This is a genomic window from Micromonospora yongxingensis (genome assembly GCF_052601155.1).
The window spans coordinates 56,021-78,795 of sequence record NZ_JBQXEO010000018.1 but is presented as its reverse complement, the minus strand read 5'-3'; the positions used below and the strand labels follow the sequence as shown (position 1 = coordinate 78,795).

The following is a 22,775-nucleotide window of genomic DNA, read 5'->3' as shown; positions in this document are numbered from 1 at the left end:
GACGACGAGGAAGACCGGTACGTCTACGTCGACCACGACGCCAGATAGGCGGAGCACCGGAAGATGCCCATCGTCCGACTCACGGGCGGTGGGCATCTTCGCCGCCTATCCGGACTCACCCCACATGAGTGGCCAGCCCCCGAACGCACCATGCGCTTCGGCTGGCCGCAAAGTAACACCAAACTTCGCGCCGCACCTGAGCAGGGAATATCTACTCCTCTAGATGATTAATTGATCTTAGCCGACAAATCCTCTACCACCGCTCCCACGCGGCTCCCACCAGGCACCGAAAAGGGACATCCTGGACCATTGGAATCGCCGCCCAGGTAGGCGTTTTGGCTGCTCAGCGTGGGTGCCCCAGCAGGATTCGAACCTGCAACACACGGTTTAGAAGGCCAGGCGCCTTGAGCTGGTGCCGCACTTCGCACGCCACCAACGCGGCGATCCATGCAAAGTGACACTGAGCAGTGCTTATGCACTTCTGCTGATCTTCAGCAGGCGATCACAGCGCCCCGCGCGTGCGACCGGGGCAGGAAGGCCGGAAAGAGAGAAGCTGCAGGTCATCAGCCTGGGTACACAAGCGGAGCATCGGGTTAGGAAACCGATGCTCTGCCCCTGAGCCACGAAGGCGGGAATGGCTAGCGCAACGACCTGCAGGTTGACTCGCGCTGGCAAGGGAGTGGCCGAGGTTGAGCTACGTTGACCCGGCGAACCGCCTCGCATCTCAAGCCTAATCGCTCCTCTTTGGACCTCGCCACCACCGACGCGGGCGCGAGCAGGGCGCATCGAAGCGCTACGACTGTAGACGACCACACGATGTGGGCGAGGTGTCTTCTCACCGATGCGGGATCGGCCCGGGTCGCGGCACACGTTGATGTACCTGCGCCAGCAAGGCAAAATCGCGGGATGATCACGAGCGTGTTCTTCGATGTGGGCGAGACGATCGTTGACGAGTCTCGCGAGTACGGCACCTGGGCCGACTGGCTCGGCGTCCCGCGGCACACCTTCTCGGCCGTCTTCGGCGCAGTCATCGCTCGCGGTCAGGACTACCGCGAGACGTTCCAGGTGTTCCGGCCCGGGTTCGACCTCGCTGCGGAGCGGCAGCGCCGGGCCGACGCCGGGCAGCCGGAGCACTTCTCCGAGGAGAACCTCTACCCGGACGCTCGGCCATGCCTGGCCGCCCTGCAGAAGCTGGACGTGCAGGTCGGCCTGGCCGGTAACCAGACCGCCCGAGCCGAGACCATCCTTCGCGCCCTGGATCTGCCAGTCGACGTGATCGGCACCTCGGACGGCTGGAATGTCGAGAAACCGTCGGCCGCGTTCTTCGACCGCGTAGTCGCGGAGGCCGGCTGCCCCGCCGCTCAGGTCCTGTACGTCGGAGACCGACTGGACAACGACATCCGGCCGGCACAGGCGGCCGGACTCGCGACGGCCCTGGTAAGACGCGGCCCGTGGGGACACATCCTCGCCGATAAGACCATCAGCGAGCGCTGTCTCTTCCGTCTCGACTCGCTGGCAGAGCTGCCCGAGCTGGTACGCAGGCACAACGAGTCAGCAGCTTAGCTCCCCGGGAGAGCGGCCCGGCTGGTCGCGAGGGCGGCGAGGCGTTCGTCGAGTTGGCTGCCCTCGCGGCTGTCGCCGAGTACCTGCCGGACGGCTCTGACCCGCTCCAGCCCCGTGCCGTACCAGTCGGCCTGCAGGGCGTCCAGGGCCTGGTTGAGGTAGTCGGCGGCGTGGTCTCCGTCGCTGCTGTGCGCCGAGGCCAGGTCGGCGAGGACGACGCTGCGCTGCTTGGCGCCCGTCGCGGTCAGGCCGGCGAGGGACTTGGCCAGGTGGCGGGCGGCCTCGGCATGGTCGCCAGCGGCGAGAACTGCATAGCCAGCGAAGGAGTGCAGTCGGTCGGTGTCGTAGTAGTCGAACCATTCGGGCATTTCGGGTCGCGTCGTGATCGCGGTGGCAGCGAGGTCGATCTGGTGGCGGCTTGCTGCCCCAGCCCCGGCGCGGGCTTCGACTTCCGAGGCCACGCAGTGCAGCCAGGAGCGGACGGCGGGGCTGACGCCGTGCCAGGTGTGCTGGAGCGCCGCGTCGATCAGTGATCGGGCAGCGGTCCGATCATGTCCGAAGGCCGGGATGAAGGCCATGTGGCCGAGGACGGTGGCGGCCAGCGCGTGGTCTCCGGCCTCACGGGTGGCGGCGAGGGCGACGTCGTAGCAGCGTTGCGCGACGGCAGGCTGGTTGAGATCGAAGAATGCCAGTCGTGCGGTGAGGAGCGCCGATTCGGCGAGGGCGCTGGCGACGTTCACCCGGCTGGTGCCGGTGGCCGCGCGGACGAGTCCGGTGCCGAGCTGTGTGTGGGCGTACGCGGCCTCATAGAGCGGGCGTGCGGGGCTGGTCCAGTACAGCGTCCGCTGGCACCGCACGATCTCGGCGTAGGCCCTTGGATCTATGGCCTTGGCTTGGGCGTACGCAGCCTGCGGATCGAGTGATAGCAGCGGCGCCACCAGGGGAAGCATGCTGGCGCCGAACAACGCGCGCAGGACGCTGGCCCGATCCCAGCCGGTTTCGTCGCCTCCAGTGATCATGTCCCACAACCTCCTGAACTCGTGCAGTGTCTCTGCCTGCGGACGCATCGCCAGCTCGTCCGGAGTGAGCAGTCCCAGCTGGTCGGCTGGCTTGTCGAGGATGGCCACGAGATGTTTGCGGTAGCGCGGGTCGGGCCACCGCTCGCCGGTTTCCCACCGCCGCACTGTGTTGGCGTTCAGTCCGGTATCGGTCTCGCCGGCGTGACTCATCTCCGTGCGGATGCGCTCGGCGACCTCCTCGTAGGACCAGCCCCGCTGGAGCCTTTCCCACGCTAGCCGCCGGTTGGCGGGGTAGCGCCGTCCGGTCATGCGGACACCTCCGTGCGTCCTCTGTCGACGACGGTCACGTTAGCCATCTTCGCTACGGCCCGTCACTACCTGGTTGCGAGCGGACGGGTGGTGGACGGTACCGCTCGGCTCCGCTGGACGGTTCGCTGTTGACGAGCATCGACGGACGCTGCCGGGCAGCTCCAGCTCACCAACTCATTGTCATCGACGCCAGGGGATTCATGATGGAGAGATCGATCGGATCGGGCAAGGCGGCCGGAGAGCTGATGCCGCTTCTTGTGACGGCGGCCGGGGGTGCGGTCGTGAGGTTGAATCCTCGCCTGCGTACTGCCGTCGGGGCTGCGCGGGCGGGTGACCGGCGGGGTGTTCCCAGCCGCCGCCTCACCTCGGCGGGCCCGCCGAGATACCGGCGGGCCCGCCACGACCGGGACAAGCAGCGGGAATCGGCCAAACGTCGGGCGGCGGCGTCATGACCGTGTACGTCTCGCGGCACGCCTCCGCAGGCGCCACGGGTGCGCCCGGTCCGGCGGCGCAGCCCGGTTTGCCGGCGACGGATCGGACGACGATCTCCCGGGTCGACCCGCCTCTGCTCACCTTCGTGTGGCAGCGCGTGCTGACTCAACCGGCTCAGCGTGGTGGTTGCCAGTGACGGCGCGGGTGCTGGTGACCGGCGCCGCCGGCTTCATCGGTTCGCATGTCGTCGACGCGCTCCTGGCCAGAGGTATTCAGGTGGTCGGCCTGGACCGCCGCCGGCTCGGTCAGGATGCTCTCGCCGATGAGAATTTGGCGGCCGCAGCCGCCAATCCGCTGTTCACACCACTCTGCGGGGATCTGGCCATCGACCGGCTCGATGACGCCGTGGACGGCTGTGACGTCGTTTTCCACTTGGCTGCCCGGCCGGGCGTCCGGCCCTCTTGGGGTTCGGAGTTTCACGACTACGCCCAGTCCAACGTCCTCGGCACCCAACGGCTGCTCGACGCGTGTGTGCGATTGGGCGTTCGGAGGCTCGTCTTCGCCTCCTCGTCCAGCGTCTACGGGCCGGCAGACCGACCCAGCCGCGAGAACGACCGGACCAGCCCAGTCTCCCCGTACGGAGTGAGCAAGCTCGCCGCCGAGCAGCTTTGCGTGGCCTACGCGTGCCGCCCCGACAACCGGCTCAGCGTCGTGGCCCTGCGCTACTTCACCGTCTACGGGCCGCGCCAGCGACCCGATATGGCCATCGGCCGACTGCTGTTCGCGGCCTGTACCGGTCTGCCGGTCACCCTTTTCGGCGACGGCAGCCAACGGCGGGAGTTCACGTACATCACCGACGTCGTCGCCGCGACGATCGCCGCCGCTCAGGTAGATGCCCAGTGCGCCGTGGTGAACATCGGCGGCGGAGCGAGCGTCTCCATGCAGGGCGCGATCCAGGAGGCGTCCACGGTCACTGGACGGCACATTCCGGTCCAGGTAGCCGACGTCCAGCCGGGGGACGTTCCCTCGACGGCCGCTGACCTGACCCTTGCCGGCCGGCTGCTGGGCTACTGGCCCACCGTCGGCCTGCACGAGGGCATGGCCCGGCAGTCCGCCTGGTTGGTCAACCTCTCCCGCGACCGACTCACCGCGTTCGCCTCCTGACGGAAGGAAACCCTTTCATGATCGTCTTGACTGCGGACTCAGCGAGCGAACTCTTCGCCGCCGCCAGTCAGGCGGTGCTGCTCAACGGCCGTATCGCCTGCCCGCGCGACATGATGACCACCGAGGTCGTCGGCGCGCACCTGTGCCTGACCAACCCTCGGCGCCGGCTGGTCTCCGTGCCACCCGTACGCGTCATCAACCCGGCATTCGCCGTCGCTGAGGCGCTCTGGATCCTCTCTGGCTCGGATGAGCCGTGGATCTTCGACTTCAACGACAACCTGCGGCGCTACGCGGACGACGGGATCCTGCAGGGCGCGTACGGGCCGCGGATCCGCCGGTGGGGCGGCAACCTCGACCAGCTCGACGCGGTCGTCCGGAAACTGACGGCCGACCGAGACTCCCGACAAGCCGTCGTCCAGATTTACGACCCGGCACGCGACCACCGCGGCTACCGGGACGTGCCGTGCACTCTCGGATACCGGTTCCTGATCCGGCAGGGCCGGCTCGAGATGCACACCAGCATGCGCAGCCAGGACCTCTGGCTCGGCTTCCCGTACGACATCTTCGCGACGACGCTCCTGCAGGAGCTGATGGCGGGCTGGCTCGGTGTCGAGGTCGGCGAGTATCACCACCACGTCGACTCACTGCACCTCTACGCCGATCATGCTCCGGCCGCCGCTGAGTGTCTCCACCACGAACCGACCGTCACCGAGATGGATCCGGTCGGCGTGGACTGGCCCAGCCTGGATGTTGTCCTCGCGCAGGTCATCTCCGGTGACGGCGACCTGCCCGACGGCACCCTGTGGGACACGTTCGGGCAAGTGCTGACCAGCTACCGGACATGGAAGCTCGGCGAGCGGGACCTGGCTAGCAAGGTTGCCCACAACACCCCAGGGCCGCTCGGCGCTGCCCTCGTCGCCTGGTACCAGCACCTCACCCGGCCGGCTCTCGTATCGCCGGAGTTGGCATGACCGCGGATGTGGTGCTTGGGCTGTGCGCGTATACGCATGACTCGGCGGCGGCGCTGCTGGTTGACGGCCACCTGATCGGCTTCGTCGAGGAGGAACGGCTCGACGGGGTCAAGCACAGCAAGGCGTACCCGGCATACGGTGTCGCCTGGCTGCTCGGCGAGGCCGGCCTGTCGCCGTCGGACGTGACCACGGTCGCGTACAACTTCGACGGGCGCCGCTACCTGCGCGCGCTGGGGCAATTGCCGACCCATTTACGACAGGCTGCCAACCGCGCCCGAGCCGTACCACGGGCCCGCAGCTTCACCACGGTCCACCGCCGCTACCAGGCCCGAATGCGAGATCTGTCCGAGCGTTTTTCATCCGCACACCTCCAGCCAGTGCCGCACCATCGGGCGCATGCCCTGTACGCCTTCGCCGCCGCCGGTGTAGATGACGCAGCGGTCCTGATCGTCGACAGCCTCGGCGAGTTGCAGACCACCACCACCTGGCACGCCCGTCAGCGCAACTCGCGCCTCAGCCTCGACCTGGCGCACGCGATCGACGACCCGGCCTCCCTCGGCTACGCCTATGGGGCTGTCACCGAACACCTCGGCTGGCGGCGCGGTGACGAGGAAGGCACGGTGATGGCGCTGGCTGCCCTCGGCGACCCCGCCCGATTCCGGGAGCTGATGTCCCGGGCGATCCGGCCCACCGCCGACGGGTTCACCCTCGACCCGGCGCTGATCGCCCTTCGGGTGCTCGCCAGCCGGTACGGCCGAATCACACCCGCGTTCACCGCCGCGACCTGCCCGCCCCGCCTGCCGATGACACCGGTAGAGCCCGTGCATGCCGACCTGGCCGCTGCGGTGCAGGAGCGCACCGAGCAGGTGATGCTGCAACTCGCCGCACGAGCCCGCCGGCTGACTGGCTCCGGGCTGCTCTGCCTGAGCGGCGGGGTCGCGATGAACTGCGTAGCCGCCGGCCTCATCGCCCAAGCCGGCATCGTCGACGAGATACACGTACCACCCGCCCCCGGCGACGCGGGCACCGCGATCGGCGCCGCCGCCCACGCCTGGCTCGAGGCGACCGGCCGCCCACCCACCGGCATTCGCCACCACTGCTACCTCGGCCCCACCTATCCCGACCTGGCACTGCCGACCGCACCGCGACCGGGACTGCACGCCAGCCGTCCCGCCGAACCCGCCCACCATCTGGCCCGACAGTTAGCCGACGGGGCAATCGTGGGCCTGTTCACCGGCGCGCTGGAGGCTGGACCACGGGCCCTGGGGCACCGGTCGATCCTCGCCTCTCCCCTGGAGGCCGGTGTGGTCGAGCGGCTCAACGCCACCGTCAAGTTCCGCGAACCGTTCCGACCTTTCGCCCCTGTCGTACTCGCCGATAAGGCCACCGACTACTTCCGGCTACGCCAACCGTCGCCGTACATGTCGCTCGCGGCTCCCGTGACCGAGCTGACCCGCGACAAGCTACCCGCGATCGTGCACGTCAATGGCACCGCCCGAGTCCAGACCGTCACCCGCGAGCAACACCCCTTCCTCGCCGACGTCCTCACCCGCTTCGGCGAGATCACCGGCCACCCCGTGCTGATCAACACCTCACTGAACATCAAGGGCGAGCCGATCTGCGGCACGCCGGAGATGGCCCTGGACTGCCTGACCGAATCCGGCCTCGACGCACTGCTCATCGAAGACCAGTGGGTGACCAAGTGAAGATCGGTTACAGCTTCTGGGGATTCCTCGGAACCGGCATCACCGACACCCCGGACGGAGGCCGCAGCCACCGCCGGACTCTGATCGACGGACTATGCGCGGCCGGCCACGAAATCGTGCTCCTCCAACCCAACCGGGACCTGTGCGAAGCCAGCGACGACCTCACCGGCCACTACCGCTGGGACGTCGGCCTACCCGATATCGACGCCCTGTTCCTCGAATGGCGCTGGCCCATTCCCGGCCGCAACACCACCGTCTGCGGGCGACCCGGCCATACCTGCGACCTGCATCGGCAGGCCGATCTACTCGACCACTACACCCACCAGCTCGGCACCCCAACGATCCTGTGGGACAAGGACCGTCGGCTGCCCGCAGCGGATCCCCTCCGCCGAACCCGCAACGTCACCATCTGCGAACCCGCTCTGCACCCGACTCCGGGCGCGGTACCACTGCTCTTTCCTGTCGCCGACACGGCCATCGACGCCGCCGACCCCAGCGCGCTTGTAGCCCAGCCCCGTCGCACCCCGCTGGTCTACATCGGCAACCGGTACGACCGCGACCACCCGTTCGACACCTACTTCGCTCCGGCCGCCGCGCAACTCCCTCACCTGATCGCCGGCAAATGGGACGACACCAGGCGCTGGCCGAATCTGAACTTCATCGGCCGAGTCCCGTTCCCCCGCGTCTCCGCGATCTACGCCGACGCGCTCGCCACCGTCCTGCTGCTGCCCGCCCGATACGCCGCCGCCGGGCAGATGACCCAACGAATCTTCGAGGCCGTCCTCGCCGGCTGTGTGCCGCTGCTGCCCGCCGACGTCCGAGGCGCCAATGCGTTCGTTCCCTCGTCGCTGATCGTCGGCGACGCCGCAGACGTGCGGCACCGCATCGGCTGGCTCACCGAGATCGCCGGCACCGGTGAGCACGCCAGCCTCATCACCGAGTGCCTCCGTCACCTCGACCCGTTCCGGCTCTCAACCCAACTCGAAGTGCTCGACTACCTGCTGCGTCACCCGGAGCCGGTGCGGTCATGACTCACCGTGTCACCACCGAACGAGCTCACCGCACCTTTACCCTGGAGAACCATGGACAGGATCGCCATCATCGGCTGCGGCGGCAGCGGCAAGTCCACCGTCGCGCGCCAGTTGGCCCGAATCCTCGACGTACCGCTGACTCACCTCGACGCGACCTACTACGACGAGCACTGGATGCCGCTACCGCAGGACGAGTTCGCCGCCCAGCAGGAGAAACTTGTCGCTGGCGAACGATGGATCATCGAAGGAAACTACGCCGGCACCCTGTCCATCCGGCTCGCCGCCGCCGACACCGTGATCTTTCTCGACCTGCCGGCCGTGACCTGCCTGTGGGGTATCGCCCAACGCCGCTGGCGCTACCGCGGCGGACAACACCACCAGGACGGCGTCTACGACCGCATCACCTGGAACTTCGTCCGCTACGTCCTCAGCTACCGACGTACCATGCGCCCACGGGTCCAGTACCTGCTCCGCGAGCACGGACCACACGTCCGCTTGATCACCCTCACCAGCCGCCGCCAGGCCGCCCATCTGATCAACCGCGTCCGCGACGAGCATTAGCCCGTGACCTGACCGCAGCGGGACGGGAGGCGACAGATGTCGACCAACCCGTTCCTTGACCCCAGACTGGTCCACGGCGACCTCTACCGTGGCAACGGCCGGCTCGCCGACCGCACCCACGCGCTGCATCGCGCCAAGATCAGCGGAAGCGACGTCGCCGACACGATCGCCCACCTGCTCGCCGCTCGGGTTCCACGCGGGGCGGTCGTGCTCGACATCGGTTGCGGGCGCGGCACCACAGCCCTGCGCCTGGCCGACCGGCTCCGACCCCGGCAGCTCGTTGCCGTGGACGCCTCGACCGCACTGCTTGACACCACCCGCGACCGCCTCGGCCACGCCGACGCGCGAGGTTCCGTGGTCTGCGCAGACTTCCACCACCTGCCCCTGCCCGACAAAGTGGCTGACGCCGCAGTCGCCGCCTTCTGCCTGTACCACTCACCGACGCCGGCCACCGCCGTCGCGGAGATTGCCCGCTGCCTAAGCCCCGGCGGCACTGCCATCCTGGTCACAAAGTCGCTGGACAGCTAGGCCGAACTCGACCATCTCGTGCACGCCGCCGGCCTCGACCCGCACGCCATCAATCGACCGAGCCTTTACGAGAGCTTCCACAGCGGGAACCTGCACACCATCGCCGCTAGCAGTTTTACCGTCCTCGACGTCCAGCACGAGGACCACGTTTTTCACTTCGCGGACGCCATGCACCTCGCCCGCTACCTCACCACCACACCGAAATACCGGATCACTCTGACCGGCGGGATCCCCGCTATCGCAGCGACCCTCCGACAGTGGCTGCCCGCACCGCCCTACACAACCCAATCCACCGTCAGCTATGCCATAGCGGTGCGGCCTTGAGCGGGGCCATCTTCGTCAAGCGGTACGACGACCCCGAACGCTGCGCCGCCGCTGCCGCCCACCACACCTGGCTGGCCGTCCTGGGGTCCGGCGTACGTCTGCCCGCGCTTGTCGCGCGGGGTGTCCAGTATCTGATCTTCGAACGGCTGCCGGGGTGCACACCGAAGGTGGGCGATCTTCCGCGCGCCGCTGCGGCACTCGGCCGGCTCCACGCTGCCGCGCACCGACACGAACTACAGGCCGCCAGCCTCGATAAACCCCACATCACCTCGACCGGACTCGTTATCCCCGACTTCGCAAGCCCGCGGAAGGAGGCGCTACACCGCGCCGCTGCCGCCTTGGGCGTCCACGGGTCGGCCATCGACGCGTTACTCAACAGAGCCGGACAGCCCGCTGCGTTCTACAAAGACCCAAACATCCGGAACTACCTCGCGGAAGGCGATGACGTCGCCGTCGTCGACTTCGACGACATGACGCTCGCCCCCTTCGGCTACGAACTGGCCGGCCTGCTGGTCACCGCCTCCATGACCCACGGCCGCCTCGACGAGCAAACCATCGCCCACTGCTTGCACGCCTACCGCGTCGTGGTCGCGCCCCAGGTCTGCAGCTTGGCCGACCTGAAGCAGTACGCCGAACTGCACCACCTGCTGACGCTGCGATACCTCGGCCGCAACGGCTACCGGCACCCCTGGCCCACCGTCCGACCCTGGCTCAACCCGTTCCCCGCCGAGCCGACGAGAAAAGGAGCCCTCGGATGGCCTCCATGACCGAACTCGTGATCGCCCGCCACGGCGAAGCCGCCTGCAACGTCGCCGGAATCGTCGGTGGCAAACAAGGCTGCACCGGCCTCACCGTTCTCGGCCGGAACCAGGCGGTGCAACTCGCCGCCCGGCTGGCCGCCGAGCACGCCCACCGACCATATGCCGCCTTCTACGCCACACCCCGACTCCGCGTGGCCCAGACCGCCGAGATCATCACCCGAGCCCTGCGCTTGCCCGCCAGGATCGACCTGGACCTCTGCGGCCCTGACCACGGCGACGCCGACGGCCGACCCTGGGTCGACGTCAAGACTTCCTTCCAGGGGCCGCCTCAGCACAACCCCAACCACCAGTACGCTTCCGGCTCCGAGACGTGGAACGAGTACCTCGACCGGGCCGCGGCAGCGTTACAGAAGATCCTCACCCGCCACGACGGTGAACGAATTCTCCTCGCGGCCCATGGGGAAACCGTCGAAGCGGCGCACACCCTGCTCCTCCGTCTCCCCCGGAACGCCTGCCTGAGGCTTGGCTTCGTTACCGACCATGCATCCGTCGCCCGGTGGCAGCAGCCAACTAACCGCTTCGGCCGCACCATCTGGCAGCTCGTCACCCACAACGACACTGGACACCTCCGACCCCGCCATGGCTGACCTGAACGATCACCTCGCGCTGTGCCACCGCCTCCTCGACGCTGATGCCGAGCCCGTGAGCTGGCACCCCGGCCACGCCGGCACTCGCGCCCTACGCGCCTCGACGACCGCACAGGGTGAGGTGATCGTCAAGATCCACCGCAGCCCGGAACGCCACACCCAGGAAGTCCACGCTTACCGCACCTGGGTCCCCGCCCTCGGTGAACGGGCACCCCGGCTGCTCGCGACAACCGACTACCCACCGGCCATCGTCATCACCGCCGTACCGGGCCTCCCACTCAGCCAGCGACAGCTCGACCCCGCAGCCGAGCAGGACGCATACCGGCAGGCAGGACAACTACTCAAGACGCTGCACGCCGCCAGACCGCCCCGCCTCGAACCAGACTGGACGGCCTCGCTTGCCGAACGCGCCGAGTACTGGATTCGCCTCGCTGGAGATCAGATCACGCCCAGCTACCGCGCCGAGGTTCGCGCCCACATGCGAGCACTACGAGACCTCGCACCGCTAGCGGCCGTGCCGTGCCACCTCGACTTCATGCCTCGCAACATGCTCTACGGCGACGACGGCAAAGTACGGCTGATCGACTTCGAGCACAGCCGCTACGACCTCCCCGCCCGCGACCTCGTACGCCTCGCCACTCGCATCTGGCCCCGCCGGCCTTACCTCAGCAGAATCTTTTTCGATGCATATGGCCAGCTCGACAACGTCGACCGCGAGGTTCTCAGACACTGTGCTCACCTCGATGCGCTGATGACGTGGTGCACCACAACCCCGGATGATGTCAAGCGTGGCGGCGACGTCCAATGAGTGCCGGCTCCGTAAACGCCGCTGCGGAGGCCCGACTACCGCGCCTCCACCAGTGATTCCACCGGCAATGCCCTCGGCCTCCCACGGCATCAGTCCATCACCACTGCCTCCGTTCTCGCCGACGGCTGGTACTCCGACCTAACTCGCCCACAGGAACCGTGCGCAACTCCCGGCTGCCACGACCATCACTATGGACCAAATCCTCACTATTGAAGCCTCGAAGCAGTAGGGACGGTGCACAGGCGACCGCCGTATCCTCGTTTCTCCGCTGCCTACGAACCAGCGGACCCGCCGGACTAAACGAGTCTGTCAAACGAACGTCTATGTCTCATGGAATTGGATGACGATCTTGGCGGGCGCAAAGAACGTCCTCCTGAAGTCCTGACGCGCAGGGCGAGCTGGCGCACCGCCTCATCGAAGCCTTCGGTGGGGCACGTGGTGCACCAGCAGCAGAACCGCGGGTATATCGAGGCTGATCCCGGCGTACGAGTCTTGCCAGCGCCCGGCGACGGTGTCCACGGCATCGGCGGTCGTCGAGCGCCTGGCAAGCGGGTCAGTGCGGCTTCTCAGCATTTGGCGACTTCGGGTGTGGCCGACGCGGACGGCAGGGCGCACGCGACGACGCGTTGGCTCACCGGCGACCGCGAGCTTCGCCGCTGCTCCCCATCTGCTCCCAATGTAAGCCACACGTACGGCAGAGCCCGTTACCGACAACTCCGGCAACGGGCTTCTGACCTGCACAAACTACGGTGGGCGATGCTGGTATCGAACCAGCGACCTCTTCGGTGTGAACAGAGTGGTCTCCAGGAGGCGTCCGAGTCCACGCAGTACCCACAACCAAGCCGCGTCGCCCAGCAGCGCTAGCCGGTCTCAAGGCCCCTGAGGAACATGACCGACGCATAGATGTAGCGCCTCCCCTGCTCAACAAGCGGCCGATGCCTGACGGCGTCGGCCGCTTCTTCATGCCCGCCGGAGCGACCGGCACACGGATCAACTTCGGAGGACCTTTCCATGACAACCGACCCATCCAACACAGCGCGCGTCTCTAACACGATGCCCTGCCACCGACGGATGTCGCCGCCGGGTGAGCCACCGGACGGAGGCGAATGACTCTGCCGTCCGATCACCAGAATCAGCAACGCAAGGAGTCCGACCCTGGGACGGAAACACGACTTGACCAACCCATTGGAGGCGACGGTTCATGGACGGTCGACGACGCGAACGGGCGAGCGACGATCAGGGTGGAAGCTCCCCAGAGGCCACCGGAGCTGCACCCTGGTGCCGCTGCCGCCCTGCTGAAGCTGCTCAGACGGGTCAACGACTGCCGCACAGACAACTCGATCGAGGAGAACGGATGACCAGCCCCCAACCGAAAACCTTCGCCTTTTACGGCCGCGTCTCGACCGAGGACAACCAGGACCCCGAATCGTCCCGGAGCTGGCAACTGACTCGGGCGAGCACCCTCATCCAGCCACATAACGGCCGAATTGTCACGGAATACTTCGACATCGGCCAGAGCCGTTCCCTCCCGTGGCAGCGCCGAACCCAAGCCAGTCTTCTTCTCGCGGCTCTGCGTAACCCCGGGCGAGGGTTCTCCGCCGTCGTCGTCGGCGAACCGCACCGCGCCTTCTACGGCAACCAGTTCGGCCTCACAGCGCCGCTCTTCGTCCACTACGGCGTCGAACTCTGGGTCCCCGAGATTGGCGGCCCCATCGACCCCGACAACGAGGCACACGAACTCGTCATGTCCGTCTTCGGGGGCATGAGCAAGGGTGAGCGCAACCGGATCAAACTGCGCGTTCGAACCGCCATGGCCGCCCAGACCCTCCTTGAGGGCCGCTACCTGGGTGGGCGCCCACCTTACGGCTACACACTCCGCGATCTTGGACCCCACCCCAACCCCGCCAAGGCCGCCGACGGCAAACACCTCAAGGGCCTAACTCCGGAAGAACGGACCGCTCCAATCGTCCGACAGATCTTCGCCGAGTTCCTCGCCGGTATCGGCCTCTTCGCCATCGCCGAGGGACTTACCGCCAACCACGTGCCTTGCCCATCGGCACACGACCGGGCCCGCAACCGGCACCGTAGCGGCATCGCCTGGTCCAAGAGCGCCGTCCGCGTCATCCTCACCAACCCCCGCTACACAGGGCGGCAGGTGTGGAACAAGCAACGCACCGACGAGGTGCTGCTCGACGTCGACGACGTGGCAATGGGTCACACCGGCGTCATGCGCTGGAACGCCCGCGACAAATGGGTGGTCTCCAAGGACATCACCCATGAGCCACTCATCGACGACGCGACCTTCGAGCAGGCCCAAGCGATACTGCAACGACGCGGACGGGGAACCGGCGGACAACACGTCCGGCAGCGCACCCGCAACCCGTACGTCTTCCGGGGCATGATCTACTGCGCCGCCTGCGACCGACGCATGCAGGGCCAGTACAACCACGGCGACGCCTACTACCGCTGCCGCTTCCCACAGGAATACGCCCTCGCCAACCAAGTTGAGCATCCCAGCAACGTGTACCTGCGCGAGGATGCCCTCACCGACCCGATCGACACCTGGCTGGCCTCCGCCTTCGCACCCCACCACATCGAATCAACGATCACCGCGATGACCGAAGCCCAGCCCTTCGATCATTCGCCCGCAGCGGGCACAGCAGCTAATACGATCATCACCGAGTGCGACGCCAAGTTGGAGCGCTACCGCGCCGCCCTCGACGCTGGAGCCGATCCGGCGGTGGTCAGCGGCTGGATCGCACAGACCAAGGCCGAACGCGCCCGGGCGGAGGCAGGCCTCCGTGCGAACACGGGCACCGCCCCGCGCAGGATGAGCCGAGCAGAAATCACCACCCTGGTGAACGCGCTCGGCGACATCACCGCCGTGCTCCGCGACGCCGACCCCGCCGACAAGGCCGAGGTCTACCGGCAACTCGGTCTCCGGCTGAACTACCAGCCTGAAACGCAAACGGTGCGCGCTGCAATCGATCTCAGCGCGCACCGTGGGGTAATGGTTCGTGTCCGAGGGGGGACTTGAACCCCCACGCCCTATACGGGCACTAGCACCTCAAGCTAGCGCGTCTGCCATTCCGCCACCCGGACCTGCTCGTTCAGCCTACCTCGCCGACCCGGATGATCTTCACACCCGATGTCGGCCCGGCGGGCCGCACGGGGAGTTACTGTACACGGCACCCGTGGATCATGCACATCGCCTTCCGACCCCTCCGTAGAGGCCTTCCCACCGCTGCTCAGACCGCCTCGCCAGCCGTTCCGGAAGCACCACCCAGGGCGTGTCCGGGTAGCGTCCGGCAGCCCTGTGGCGGCAGCATTGCCACCGTGCCCCATCCCTCTCCCCTGGCAGCCGCCCAGCACCGGGCTCTCGCCCTGCGTACCGCGGGCGACCTCAGCGCCGCCCGGCAACTGCTGGCGGAGGCCGTCGGCTCCGCCAGCCCGCCGTATGGCGAGGACCACCCCGAGGTGCTGCACACCGCGCACCTGCTGGCCCGCCTGCACCGGGAGGCGGACGATCCGCTCGCAGCACGCCGGGTGCTGGAGGAGGCGTTCGCGGCGGGCGAGCGGCGCTGGGAACACTCCGACCCAGTGATGCTCGCGCTCGCCTTCGAGCTCGCCGAGGTCGCCGAGGAGCTGGGCAACCGGCACGAGGCCCGCCGCAACTACACCCGCGTCGCCACCGCCGGGCCCGCCGTGCTCGGGGAACACCACCCGGCGGTACGCGCCGCCCGCCACTACCTCGGCGACGCCGCACCTGGGCGCGCCGGGCCGTACGACTCGCCGCCGACGCCACAGCCGGCCACCGCGCCGGCCACCCCCGGCGTCCGGTCGGCGCTGTCCGGCCCGACGCTGTCTCTGGCGACCCTGGCCGCGATGCGTCCGGCAGCGGGCGGCCCACCAGCTGCCGCGTCGCCGTGGGCTCCGCCGCAGGCACCGGCGACGCACCAGCCAACCCCACCGGTGGTACGCGAGCCCGCCACACCCGGCAGCGCCAGCCGACCGCCGGTGGCGGCTCCCGCCCCGAGGATCTCGCCGGAGGCGCGGCCGGCACCGAACCCCGTCGCGCCACCGCAGGCCGGTACGCCGCCCGCGACCCTCGCACCTGCCGTGCCGGCGCGCCCGCGTACCCCGGAGCAGCAGCCCCGGCCGACGGCGGATCCCGCACCCCGGCCACCGGCCGACGGGCAGCCGACGAAGCCGGCGCACCAGGTCGGCCAGCAGCCGGCACCTCGGCAGCCGTCCGCCTCGGCGATGCCGCCGCGTCAGCGGACAGGCGACCAACCGACCCGCCCGCCGGTGGACGCGCCGTCCCCGCCGCCACCGCCATCCGCCCAGGTGTCGGCCGCGGCGCCACCCGCACCGGCGGTGCCCCAGGAGCCGGTGCCCCGCTGGGACAACCCGACGATCCAGGTACGCCAGATCGAACCGCTGCTCGCCGAGGAGGCCGCTCGCGTCGCGGCCAACCGGACCGACGCGAGCGGGTCAGCCAGCACAGCCCCGGCCGCACCGGTGAGCGGACCGCCGAGCCATGCCCAGCCCGTCTCCGCACCACCCGGCCAGGCCCACCCGGTCTCCTGGCCGCCGGCTCAGCCTGTGTCGGCTGTTCCTGCTCAGCCCTATCCGGTGTCGGGGCCTCCCGGCTACGCGCAGTCCGTCTCCGCTCCCCCCGGCCAGCCCTATCCGGTGTCCGGGCCGCCCGGCTACGGGCAACCCGTTTCCGCACCACCCGGGTACCCGGTCTCCGGCCCGCCCGGCTACGGCCAGCCAGTCTCCGGTGCGGGCCACCCCTATCCCGTGTCCGGACCGCCGGGTCAGCCCTACCCGGTGTCGGGGCCGCCCGGCTACGGTCACCCTGTCTCGGCGCCCCCGGTGAGCGGGCCACCCGTACCACCATGGGGGTTGACCGCGCCGCCGTGGAGCCGCACCGCGCCGCCGCAACCGGTGCCCACGGCCGACGGCGAACGGGCGGGCCGGTCCGGGATGGACACGGACGGGACCGACGGGGAGGTGAAGCCGGACGTCCCACCGCAACAGGTGGACGTCGCCGCCTCCGCTCCGACCGAGGTCATCCCGGCCGTCCAGGCGTTCGCCCCGAGCGGGCCCGGCGGTGACCCGGGCCAGCCGGTCGACGCCCCGCCGAACCCGGCCGCGTGGCAGGCAGGCCCACCCGCGTACGCAGAACCGGTATCGACTCCACCAGCGGTCGGTGGGTCTGGCCCGGATTCGTTCGCGTCGCCTGCCGGGGCAGCCCCGACCGACCCCGCGCCCCGACCGGCCTCGGAGCCCTATCCATCCCACGAGCCGTACCCGGGCCAGCAGTACCACCCGGGCCAGGCGATGTATCCGGGCCAGCAGTACCACCCGGGTCAGGGCGGGTACCGGCCGGCGTACGCCGACGAGGGTGGCTCGGCGGGCCGGAGCCGGGCGACGCTGATCGGCGCGGTGGTGGCGGCCGGGGTGGCCGTGGTCGCGGCGGCCGGTCTGGGTGCGGTGGTGCTGACCCGCGACGACGCGCCGCCGCCGACCGGGACCACGCCGACGGCGACAGCGCCGACGGCAGCCGGGCCTCCGCCGGGCGACCTCAAGCTGCGGGACGACACGGTCACGATCACGCTGACCTGGACGGACCCGTCCGGCGGTGCGGTGCCGTTCATGGTCGCCGGCGGTCGGGCCGGGCAGGCGCTGGGGGTGATGGCCACCGTGGACCCCGGGCGGACCAGCCACACGATCAACGGGTTGAACTCCCGGGTGGACTACTGCTTCACGGTGTTGGCGGTCTACGCCACCGACAGCTTCGCCACCTCGGGGCAGGTCTGCACCGCGCGGGAGCGCGGCACCCCGACGAGCTGACCGGGACCGGATCGGCCGTCACCGAGCTGAGCTGGGCGTCCACAGCGCACACGCTCAGTATCCACAGGGGTGACCGTGCGGGTTCCCCCGTCACCGGCAGGGCCATATGATGGCACCCGGCTCAGGGGAGGGGTCGCCGCGAGGCGCGCACCTGCCACGACTCAGGGGAGGCAGCCGGCTGTGGCCACCATCGACGATGCCGTGGAGACCGACGCCCCCCGTTCGCGGTCCCGGCTGCGCGGTGGGCTGGTGACCGTCGGCACGGTGACGGCGCTGCTGGCCGCCATGGGGCTGACCGTCCTCGGGCTGGGCGCGGCGGACAACGCGGTCGCCAACTACGACGCGAGTTCGTGGCTGTGGAGCGCGGCGCGCAGCGAGCTGGCCCGGGTCAACGGGGTCACCGCCCGGGTCGACACCCGCACCGAGGTCCCCGGCGCCCGCCGGCACCCCATGCAGGTCACCCAGACCGACCGGCTGTTGATCCTGCGCGACCTGCAGAGCGGGCAGGTCAGCTCACTGGACCTGGCCACGCTGCAGCTCACCGCGACCACCCCGACCACCCCCGGCCTGGGTGTGAGCGTCGCCCTGCACGAGGACGCGGCGTTCGTCGTCGACGCCGTGCAGGGCATCGTGCGGCAGCTCGACCCGCGTTCGCTGACGCCGGTCGGCGAGCCCGTGCGCTATCCCCCGGGCATCACCGGCGGCACCTTCGACGGCGAGGGTCGTCTCTGGATCGCGGTGCCGAGCGAGGGCACGGTGTCGGCGGTGACCGCCGCGAAGCTGCCGTCCGCGCCGGCCTCGGCCGCGCCCGCCGGCGGTGGGCTCAGCCCGGAGCGGGTCGAGACGTACGACGTCGCGGAGGCCAGCCACGAGCTGGTGGTCTCCACGCTGGACGACGGGGTGGCGGTGCTCGACCGCACCGCCGGGAAGCTGGTGCGGGTGCAGCGCGGCGAGGTGCGCCCGACGCCGTTGACGCTGTCCGGGCCGGCGGCCCTGCCGGCACGCACCAGCGGGCCGCGCGTCCCGGTCACCGTGCCCGCCGAGCGGCGGGTGCTGGTGGTGGGTGACGCCGGCGAGGAGCGGGCGTTCACCGTGCCGGGCACCGGTGACCGGCTCAGCCCGGCGGTGGCCTGGGCCGACAGGTTCTACTGCGCCGACGAGGCCACCGGCACCATCTACGCCTTCGACGCGGGTGGCCAGTTGGTCGACACCGTCCGCGGCCGGGCGAACGGGCCGCTGGAGTTGGAGGTGCGGGAGAATCACCTGTTCATCAACTCCCCCGACTCGGCGACCGCGCGGGTGGTGGACGACAAACACCAGGTGCGCGAGGTCAACAAGTACGCCAACGACGTGCTCGGCGGTGACCCGCCGCCGGCTCCCCCGCCGCCGCCTCCACCGAAGAAGCCCCGGGTGGGCAAGCCGAGCGCGCCGCGGAGTGTCACCGCCGCCGCCGGCAACGCCCAGGCCCGGGTGAGCTGGCGGCCGGCCGCCGCGAACGGCGCCGAGATCATCCGGTACGTCGTGGAGGGCGCCGGCCAGCGCCTGGAGGTGGGCGCCAACCAGCGTGCGGTGGAGGTCAAGGGGCTGACCAACGGCGAGACGTACCGGTTCGCGGTGCACGCCGTGAACGCCAAGGGCGACGGCCCGTCGCGCAGCAGCAACCCGGTGACCCCGACGGCCGCGGTGCCGGATCCGCCGGCCAGCATCACGGCGCAGGAGCGGCCGGACGGCACGGTCCTGGTGAAGTGGCCGGCGGCGAACGGGCAGGGCAACAAGATCGCGAAGTACGCGGTGACGGCCAGCTCGGCGGGGACGAACGCGCCGGCCGGCGAGTCGACGAAGACGGAGCTGGTGGTGCCCGCCGGTGAACTGGAGTTCGGCACCCAGTACGCGTTCACGGTGGTGGCGGTCAACGACAAGGGCGCCGGCTCGGCGGCCTCTCCGGTCAGCAACACGGTGGTGCCGTTCGCGGCGCCCGGCCGGCCGGTCGACCTGCAGGCCGGCACGGTCGCCAACCAGCCGGGCGCGGTCACCGTGCAGTGGGCGCCGGCCGAGGCGAACGGCCGTCCGGTGACCAGGTACCTGGTGGACGTCGGTGGGCGCACCAGCGAGGTGACCGACACCCGCACCACCGTCACCGGCCTGGGCAACGGTCAGAACGTCACGGTGAAGGTGAAGGCGGTCAACGAGGCCGGGCCGGGTCCGGAGGCCACGGCCACGGCCCGTACGGTCGCCGAACCGCGGGTCACGGTGACCGGCTCGTCGGCGACGGCCACCTCGGCGACGGTGACGTTCACCGTGGACGCCGGCGGCGGTCAGGCCACCTGTTCGGTGAGCACGCCGGGCGAGCCGGCGAAGGCCGGGGCGTGCTCCAGCATCACGATGCCGGGCCTGACCCCGGGCACGAAGTACACGTTCACCGTGACCGCGAGCAACGCGGCCGGCAAGGGCACGGACACGAAGGTGCAGGACACCGCAGCGCTGTACGGCATCGCCACCTGTAACAACGGGCCGGACGGCGACCAGCGGACCTACTGCAACAGGGACGTCGACGGCCGCAACGGCAACGAGATCTTCAAGGTGGCCCGCCAGGACAACGACCAGCAGGTCGGCTGGGCGGAACCGGGCACTCGGCTGAAGGCGTACTGCAAGAAGTCCGGCACCAACGTCGACTCGTGGATCTACAACAACCAGAAGCAGAGCACCTGGTGGGTGCAGGTCGAGTACAGCGGGAAGAACTACATTCCCTGGGCCTGGCTCAACCTGGAGGGCGGCGACAACATCAACGTCCTGCCCACCTGCTGAACCACCCAGGCAAGGAGCACCACCGACCGTGAACACCCACGAGCCGCTCACCCAGCCGGAGGTGCAGGGCTTCGCCGCCCTGGCCGCCCGGCTGGCCGAGAACGTCAACGCGGTGGTGCTCGGCAAGCCGCAGGTGGTCCGGCTGGCGCTGACCGCGCTCTTCGCTCAGGGTCACGTGCTCCTGGAGGACGTCCCCGGAGTCGGCAAGACGACCCTGGCGCGGGCCATCGCCGCCACCGTGAAGGGTGAGTGGCGCAGGATCCAGTTCACGCCCGACCTGCTCCCCTCGGACGTGTCCGGGGTGACGATCTTCAACCAGGCGACCCGCGACTTCCAGTTCCATCCGGGGCCGGTCTTCGCCAACATCGTCATCGCCGACGAGATCAACCGGGCGTCGCCGAAGACCCAGTCGGCGCTGCTGGAGGTGATGGAGGAGCGCACCGTCACCGTGGACGGGGTGCGGCACCCGGTGCCGGAGCCGTTCCTGGTGGTGGCCACGCAGAACCCGGTGGAGATGGACGGCACCTACCGGCTGCCCGAGGCGCAGTTGGACCGTTTCCTGGTCAAGCTCTCCGTCGGCTACCCGGACGAGGCGGTCGAGGTGGAGGTGCTGCGCGGCGCGACCGTCCGCTCCCCCGAGGCGCTCGCCCCGGTCACGGACACCGCCACCGTCGGGGAGATGGTCCGGATGGCCCGCCGGGTGCACATCGCCGAGCCGCTCTACGCGTACGCGGTCCGGCTGGCCGCCGCCACCCGCACCCACCAGCACGTGCGGGTCGGGGTCAGCCCTCGGGGTGTGATCGCGTTGACGCGGGCGGCGTGCGCGTACGCGCTGATCGACGGTCGAGGTTGGATCATGCCGGAGGACCTGAAGGCGCTCGCCGAAGCGGTGTTCGCGCACCGGCTGCTGCTCACCCCCGACGCCCAGGTGCGCGGGTTGACCGCCGGGGAGGTGCTGCGCCAGGCCATCGCCTCGGTGCCGGTGCCGCTGCCGTCGGGGCAGCCGGCTCCGGTGCAGGGCTGACCGGCAGCAGCGGCATGGGGATCACCGCCCGGGGAATCGGGCTGCTCGTCGCCGCCGTCGTGCTGCTGGGCGTGGGTTTCCGGTTCGCGTACCCCGAGTTGACGCTGCTCGGCGCGGCAGCCGGCGCGGCCGTGGGCTACGCGGCGCTGACCGCGGCCTGGCGGCCCCGGCTAACGGTGACCCGCCGCGCCGACCCGGACCGGGTGGCCCGCGGCGAACCGGCGAGCATGACGCTGACCGTCCGCAACACCGGCCGGCTGCGCTCGGCGAACCTGCTGGCCGAGGACCGGTGCGGGGCCCGCACGGTGCCGGTGCCGCTGCTGCGCCTGCGACCCGGCCGGGACACCGAGGTCCGCTACGACGTGCCGACGCACCGCCGAGGCGTGGTGCCGGTCGGGCCGCTGCGGGTGACCCGGCGCGACCCGCTGAGCCTGGTGGCGCTGGCCCGCCCGTACGGTGCGACGACGCCGGTATGGGTGCACCCCCGGATCCACCCGCTGACGGCGGTGCCGACCGGGGCGGGACGCAGCCTCGACGGCCGGGTGGACGGGGTGCCGCACGGGTCGATCACGTTCGACTCGCTGCGGGAGTACGTGGTGGGCGACGAACTGCGTCGGGTGCACTGGCGGACCAGCGCCCGGGTCGGCGAGCTGATGGTGCGGGAGAACGTCGACACCAGCCTTCCCCGCCTGGTCGTGCTGCTGGACAATCGCGCCGCCGCGCATTCGCAGCGGGTGGACGGGGTGGCGGAGTCGTTCGAGTCGGGCTGCGAGGCGGCCGCGTCGATCGTCACCGCCGCGCACCGCGCGGACCTGCCGGTGCTGTTGCTGCTGGTCGCCTCGGAGCCGGCGGCCACCCAGCGACAGCGGGCCGACGATGACGTGGACGGCGGCGACCCGACCGGCGGGCAGCCGCTCGGGCCACTGGACCGGCTCGCCGCCGCCGGGCTGTCCGGCGACGACGACGCGCTGCGCGCGGCCACCACCCGGCTGCGCCAGGACCGGCTCGGCGACACGCTGATCTTCCTGACCGGGCCGGGTGGCCGCGCCGAGCTGGGGCACGTCGGCGCGTTGCGCGGCGCGTACCCGTCGGTGGTGGTCGGGGTGTTCGGCGCGGCCGAGCCGACACCGCCGGGCACGGCGGGCCTGGTCGTGGTCGACGCGGCCGACGGCGCGCAGTTCGCCGCCGAGTGGGACGGGGTGCGCCGGTGGTGACGGGCGTCGGCCCGCCGCGGCACGGCGGTGCGGGCACCGTCGACCC

Annotated in this window: 18 protein-coding genes and 1 tRNA gene; 17 read left to right on the top strand and 2 right to left on the bottom strand. The window is 70.0% G+C overall.

Going from position 1 to position 22,775, the window contains the following annotated elements; genetic code table 11:
- The first annotated feature begins 906 nt into the window (after window positions 1-906).
- A complete protein-coding gene (locus ACTWLT_RS21400) occupies window positions 907-1,563 on the top strand; it encodes an HAD family hydrolase (protein ID WP_445319910.1) in 657 nt (218 codons plus the stop codon).
- On the opposite strand, the gene ACTWLT_RS21395 is transcribed toward ACTWLT_RS21400, so the two are convergent.
- Window positions 1,560-2,891 (bottom strand): helix-turn-helix domain-containing protein, encoded by a 1,332-nt coding sequence (locus ACTWLT_RS21395; RefSeq protein ID WP_445319909.1) that lies wholly within the window; start codon window positions 2,889-2,891, stop codon window positions 1,560-1,562. The genes ACTWLT_RS21400 and ACTWLT_RS21395 overlap by 4 nt on opposite strands.
- 448 nt (window positions 2,892-3,339) lie before the next feature.
- On the opposite strand from ACTWLT_RS21395, the gene amcA reads away from it, so the two are divergent.
- The 12 genes from amcA to ACTWLT_RS21335 all read left to right on the top strand — a co-directional run bounded on the left by amcA (window position 3,340) and on the right by ACTWLT_RS21335 (window position 14,861).
- Window positions 3,340-3,519, top strand: a complete 180-nt coding sequence (gene amcA / locus ACTWLT_RS21390; protein ID WP_445319908.1) for a multiple cyclophane-containing RiPP AmcA — start codon at window positions 3,340-3,342, stop codon at window positions 3,517-3,519.
- Window positions 3,471-4,487, top strand: coding sequence for an NAD-dependent epimerase/dehydratase family protein (locus ACTWLT_RS21385; RefSeq protein WP_445319907.1), 1,017 nt, complete (start codon window positions 3,471-3,473; stop codon window positions 4,485-4,487). Before amcA ends, ACTWLT_RS21385 begins: the two co-directional genes overlap by 49 nt.
- A 17-nt stretch (window positions 4,488-4,504) precedes the next feature.
- A complete protein-coding gene (locus ACTWLT_RS21380) occupies window positions 4,505-5,458 on the top strand; it encodes a thymidylate synthase (RefSeq protein ID WP_445319906.1) in 954 nt (317 codons plus the stop codon).
- On the top strand, window positions 5,455-7,164 hold the full coding sequence (locus ACTWLT_RS21375; protein WP_445319905.1) for a carbamoyltransferase family protein: 1,710 nt from the start codon (window positions 5,455-5,457) through the stop codon (window positions 7,162-7,164). Before ACTWLT_RS21380 ends, ACTWLT_RS21375 begins: the two co-directional genes overlap by 4 nt.
- Window positions 7,161-8,195: a CgeB family protein gene (locus tag ACTWLT_RS21370; RefSeq protein WP_445319904.1), complete on the top strand. Its 1,035-nt coding sequence runs from the start codon at window positions 7,161-7,163 to the stop codon at window positions 8,193-8,195. The genes ACTWLT_RS21375 and ACTWLT_RS21370 overlap by 4 nt, the downstream gene beginning before the upstream one ends.
- Window positions 8,196-8,246: 51 nt before the next feature.
- On the top strand, window positions 8,247-8,756 hold the full coding sequence (locus ACTWLT_RS21365; RefSeq protein ID WP_445319903.1) for a P-loop NTPase family protein: 510 nt from the start codon (window positions 8,247-8,249) through the stop codon (window positions 8,754-8,756).
- Between the two features lie 36 nt (window positions 8,757-8,792).
- The gene (locus tag ACTWLT_RS21360) at window positions 8,793-9,284 is read left to right on the top strand and encodes a class I SAM-dependent methyltransferase (protein WP_445319902.1); all 492 of its coding nucleotides are present in this window, start codon (window positions 8,793-8,795) and stop codon (window positions 9,282-9,284) included.
- 18 nt (window positions 9,285-9,302) lie between these two features.
- Complete coding sequence (locus ACTWLT_RS21355) at window positions 9,303-9,608, top strand: hypothetical protein (protein WP_445319901.1); 306 nt, start codon at window positions 9,303-9,305, stop codon at window positions 9,606-9,608.
- Window positions 9,605-10,375 (top strand): phosphotransferase, encoded by a 771-nt coding sequence (locus ACTWLT_RS21350; RefSeq protein ID WP_445319900.1) that lies wholly within the window; start codon window positions 9,605-9,607, stop codon window positions 10,373-10,375. Before ACTWLT_RS21355 ends, ACTWLT_RS21350 begins: the two co-directional genes overlap by 4 nt.
- Complete coding sequence (locus ACTWLT_RS21345) at window positions 10,363-11,016, top strand: histidine phosphatase family protein (protein ID WP_445319899.1); 654 nt, start codon at window positions 10,363-10,365, stop codon at window positions 11,014-11,016. The genes ACTWLT_RS21350 and ACTWLT_RS21345 overlap by 13 nt, the downstream gene beginning before the upstream one ends.
- Entirely contained in the window at window positions 11,009-11,824 is an 816-nt protein-coding gene (locus ACTWLT_RS21340; protein WP_445319898.1) for an aminoglycoside phosphotransferase family protein, read from the top strand. The genes ACTWLT_RS21345 and ACTWLT_RS21340 overlap by 8 nt, the downstream gene beginning before the upstream one ends.
- Before the next feature lie 1,354 nt (window positions 11,825-13,178).
- Window positions 13,179-14,861 (top strand): recombinase family protein, encoded by a 1,683-nt coding sequence (locus tag ACTWLT_RS21335; RefSeq protein ID WP_445319897.1) that lies wholly within the window; start codon window positions 13,179-13,181, stop codon window positions 14,859-14,861.
- On the opposite strand, the gene ACTWLT_RS21330 is transcribed toward ACTWLT_RS21335, so the two are convergent.
- Window positions 14,843-14,926: transfer RNA gene (locus ACTWLT_RS21330), tRNA-Leu, on the bottom strand. The two genes, ACTWLT_RS21335 and ACTWLT_RS21330, sit on opposite strands and share 19 nt — an antisense overlap.
- 234 nt (window positions 14,927-15,160) lie before the next feature.
- Here ACTWLT_RS21330 and ACTWLT_RS21325 point away from each other — a divergent pair.
- From ACTWLT_RS21325 to ACTWLT_RS21310, 4 genes are all read left to right on the top strand, one after another.
- Window positions 15,161-17,686 carry a tetratricopeptide repeat protein gene (locus ACTWLT_RS21325; RefSeq protein WP_445319896.1) on the top strand — a complete coding sequence of 842 codons (2,526 nt, stop codon included), beginning with the start codon at window positions 15,161-15,163 and terminating at the stop codon, window positions 17,684-17,686.
- A gap of 180 nt (window positions 17,687-17,866) precedes the next feature.
- Complete coding sequence (locus ACTWLT_RS21320) at window positions 17,867-20,491, top strand: fibronectin type III domain-containing protein (RefSeq protein ID WP_445319895.1); 2,625 nt, start codon at window positions 17,867-17,869, stop codon at window positions 20,489-20,491.
- Window positions 20,492-20,519: 28 nt separating this feature from the next.
- Window positions 20,520-21,515 (top strand): AAA family ATPase, encoded by a 996-nt coding sequence (locus tag ACTWLT_RS21315; RefSeq protein WP_445319894.1) that lies wholly within the window; start codon window positions 20,520-20,522, stop codon window positions 21,513-21,515.
- Window positions 21,516-21,529: 14 nt separating this feature from the next.
- Window positions 21,530-22,729 carry a DUF58 domain-containing protein gene (locus ACTWLT_RS21310; protein WP_445319893.1) on the top strand — a complete coding sequence of 400 codons (1,200 nt, stop codon included), beginning with the start codon at window positions 21,530-21,532 and terminating at the stop codon, window positions 22,727-22,729.
- Window positions 22,730-22,775: the final 46 nt, after the last annotated feature.

What these genes read in the sequence shown, in the direction of transcription:
- ACTWLT_RS21400 (WP_445319910.1), top strand. Translation starts at nt 907, where the DNA reads ATGATCACGAGCGTGTTCTTCGATGTGGGCGAGACGATCGTTGACGAG.
- ACTWLT_RS21395 (WP_445319909.1), bottom strand. Translation starts at nt 2,891, where the DNA reads ATGACCGGACGGCGCTACCCCGCCAACCGGCGGCTAGCGTGGGAAAGG.
- amcA (WP_445319908.1), top strand. Translation starts at nt 3,340, where the DNA reads ATGACCGTGTACGTCTCGCGGCACGCCTCCGCAGGCGCCACGGGTGCG.
- ACTWLT_RS21380 (WP_445319906.1), top strand. Translation starts at nt 4,505, where the DNA reads ATGATCGTCTTGACTGCGGACTCAGCGAGCGAACTCTTCGCCGCCGCC.
- ACTWLT_RS21375 (WP_445319905.1), top strand. Translation starts at nt 5,455, where the DNA reads ATGACCGCGGATGTGGTGCTTGGGCTGTGCGCGTATACGCATGACTCG.
- ACTWLT_RS21365 (WP_445319903.1), top strand. Translation starts at nt 8,247, where the DNA reads ATGGACAGGATCGCCATCATCGGCTGCGGCGGCAGCGGCAAGTCCACC.
- ACTWLT_RS21360 (WP_445319902.1), top strand. Translation starts at nt 8,793, where the DNA reads ATGTCGACCAACCCGTTCCTTGACCCCAGACTGGTCCACGGCGACCTC.
- ACTWLT_RS21345 (WP_445319899.1), top strand. Translation starts at nt 10,363, where the DNA reads ATGGCCTCCATGACCGAACTCGTGATCGCCCGCCACGGCGAAGCCGCC.
- ACTWLT_RS21340 (WP_445319898.1), top strand. Translation starts at nt 11,009, where the DNA reads ATGGCTGACCTGAACGATCACCTCGCGCTGTGCCACCGCCTCCTCGAC.
- ACTWLT_RS21335 (WP_445319897.1), top strand. Translation starts at nt 13,179, where the DNA reads ATGACCAGCCCCCAACCGAAAACCTTCGCCTTTTACGGCCGCGTCTCG.
- ACTWLT_RS21310 (WP_445319893.1), top strand. Translation starts at nt 21,530, where the DNA reads ATGGGGATCACCGCCCGGGGAATCGGGCTGCTCGTCGCCGCCGTCGTG.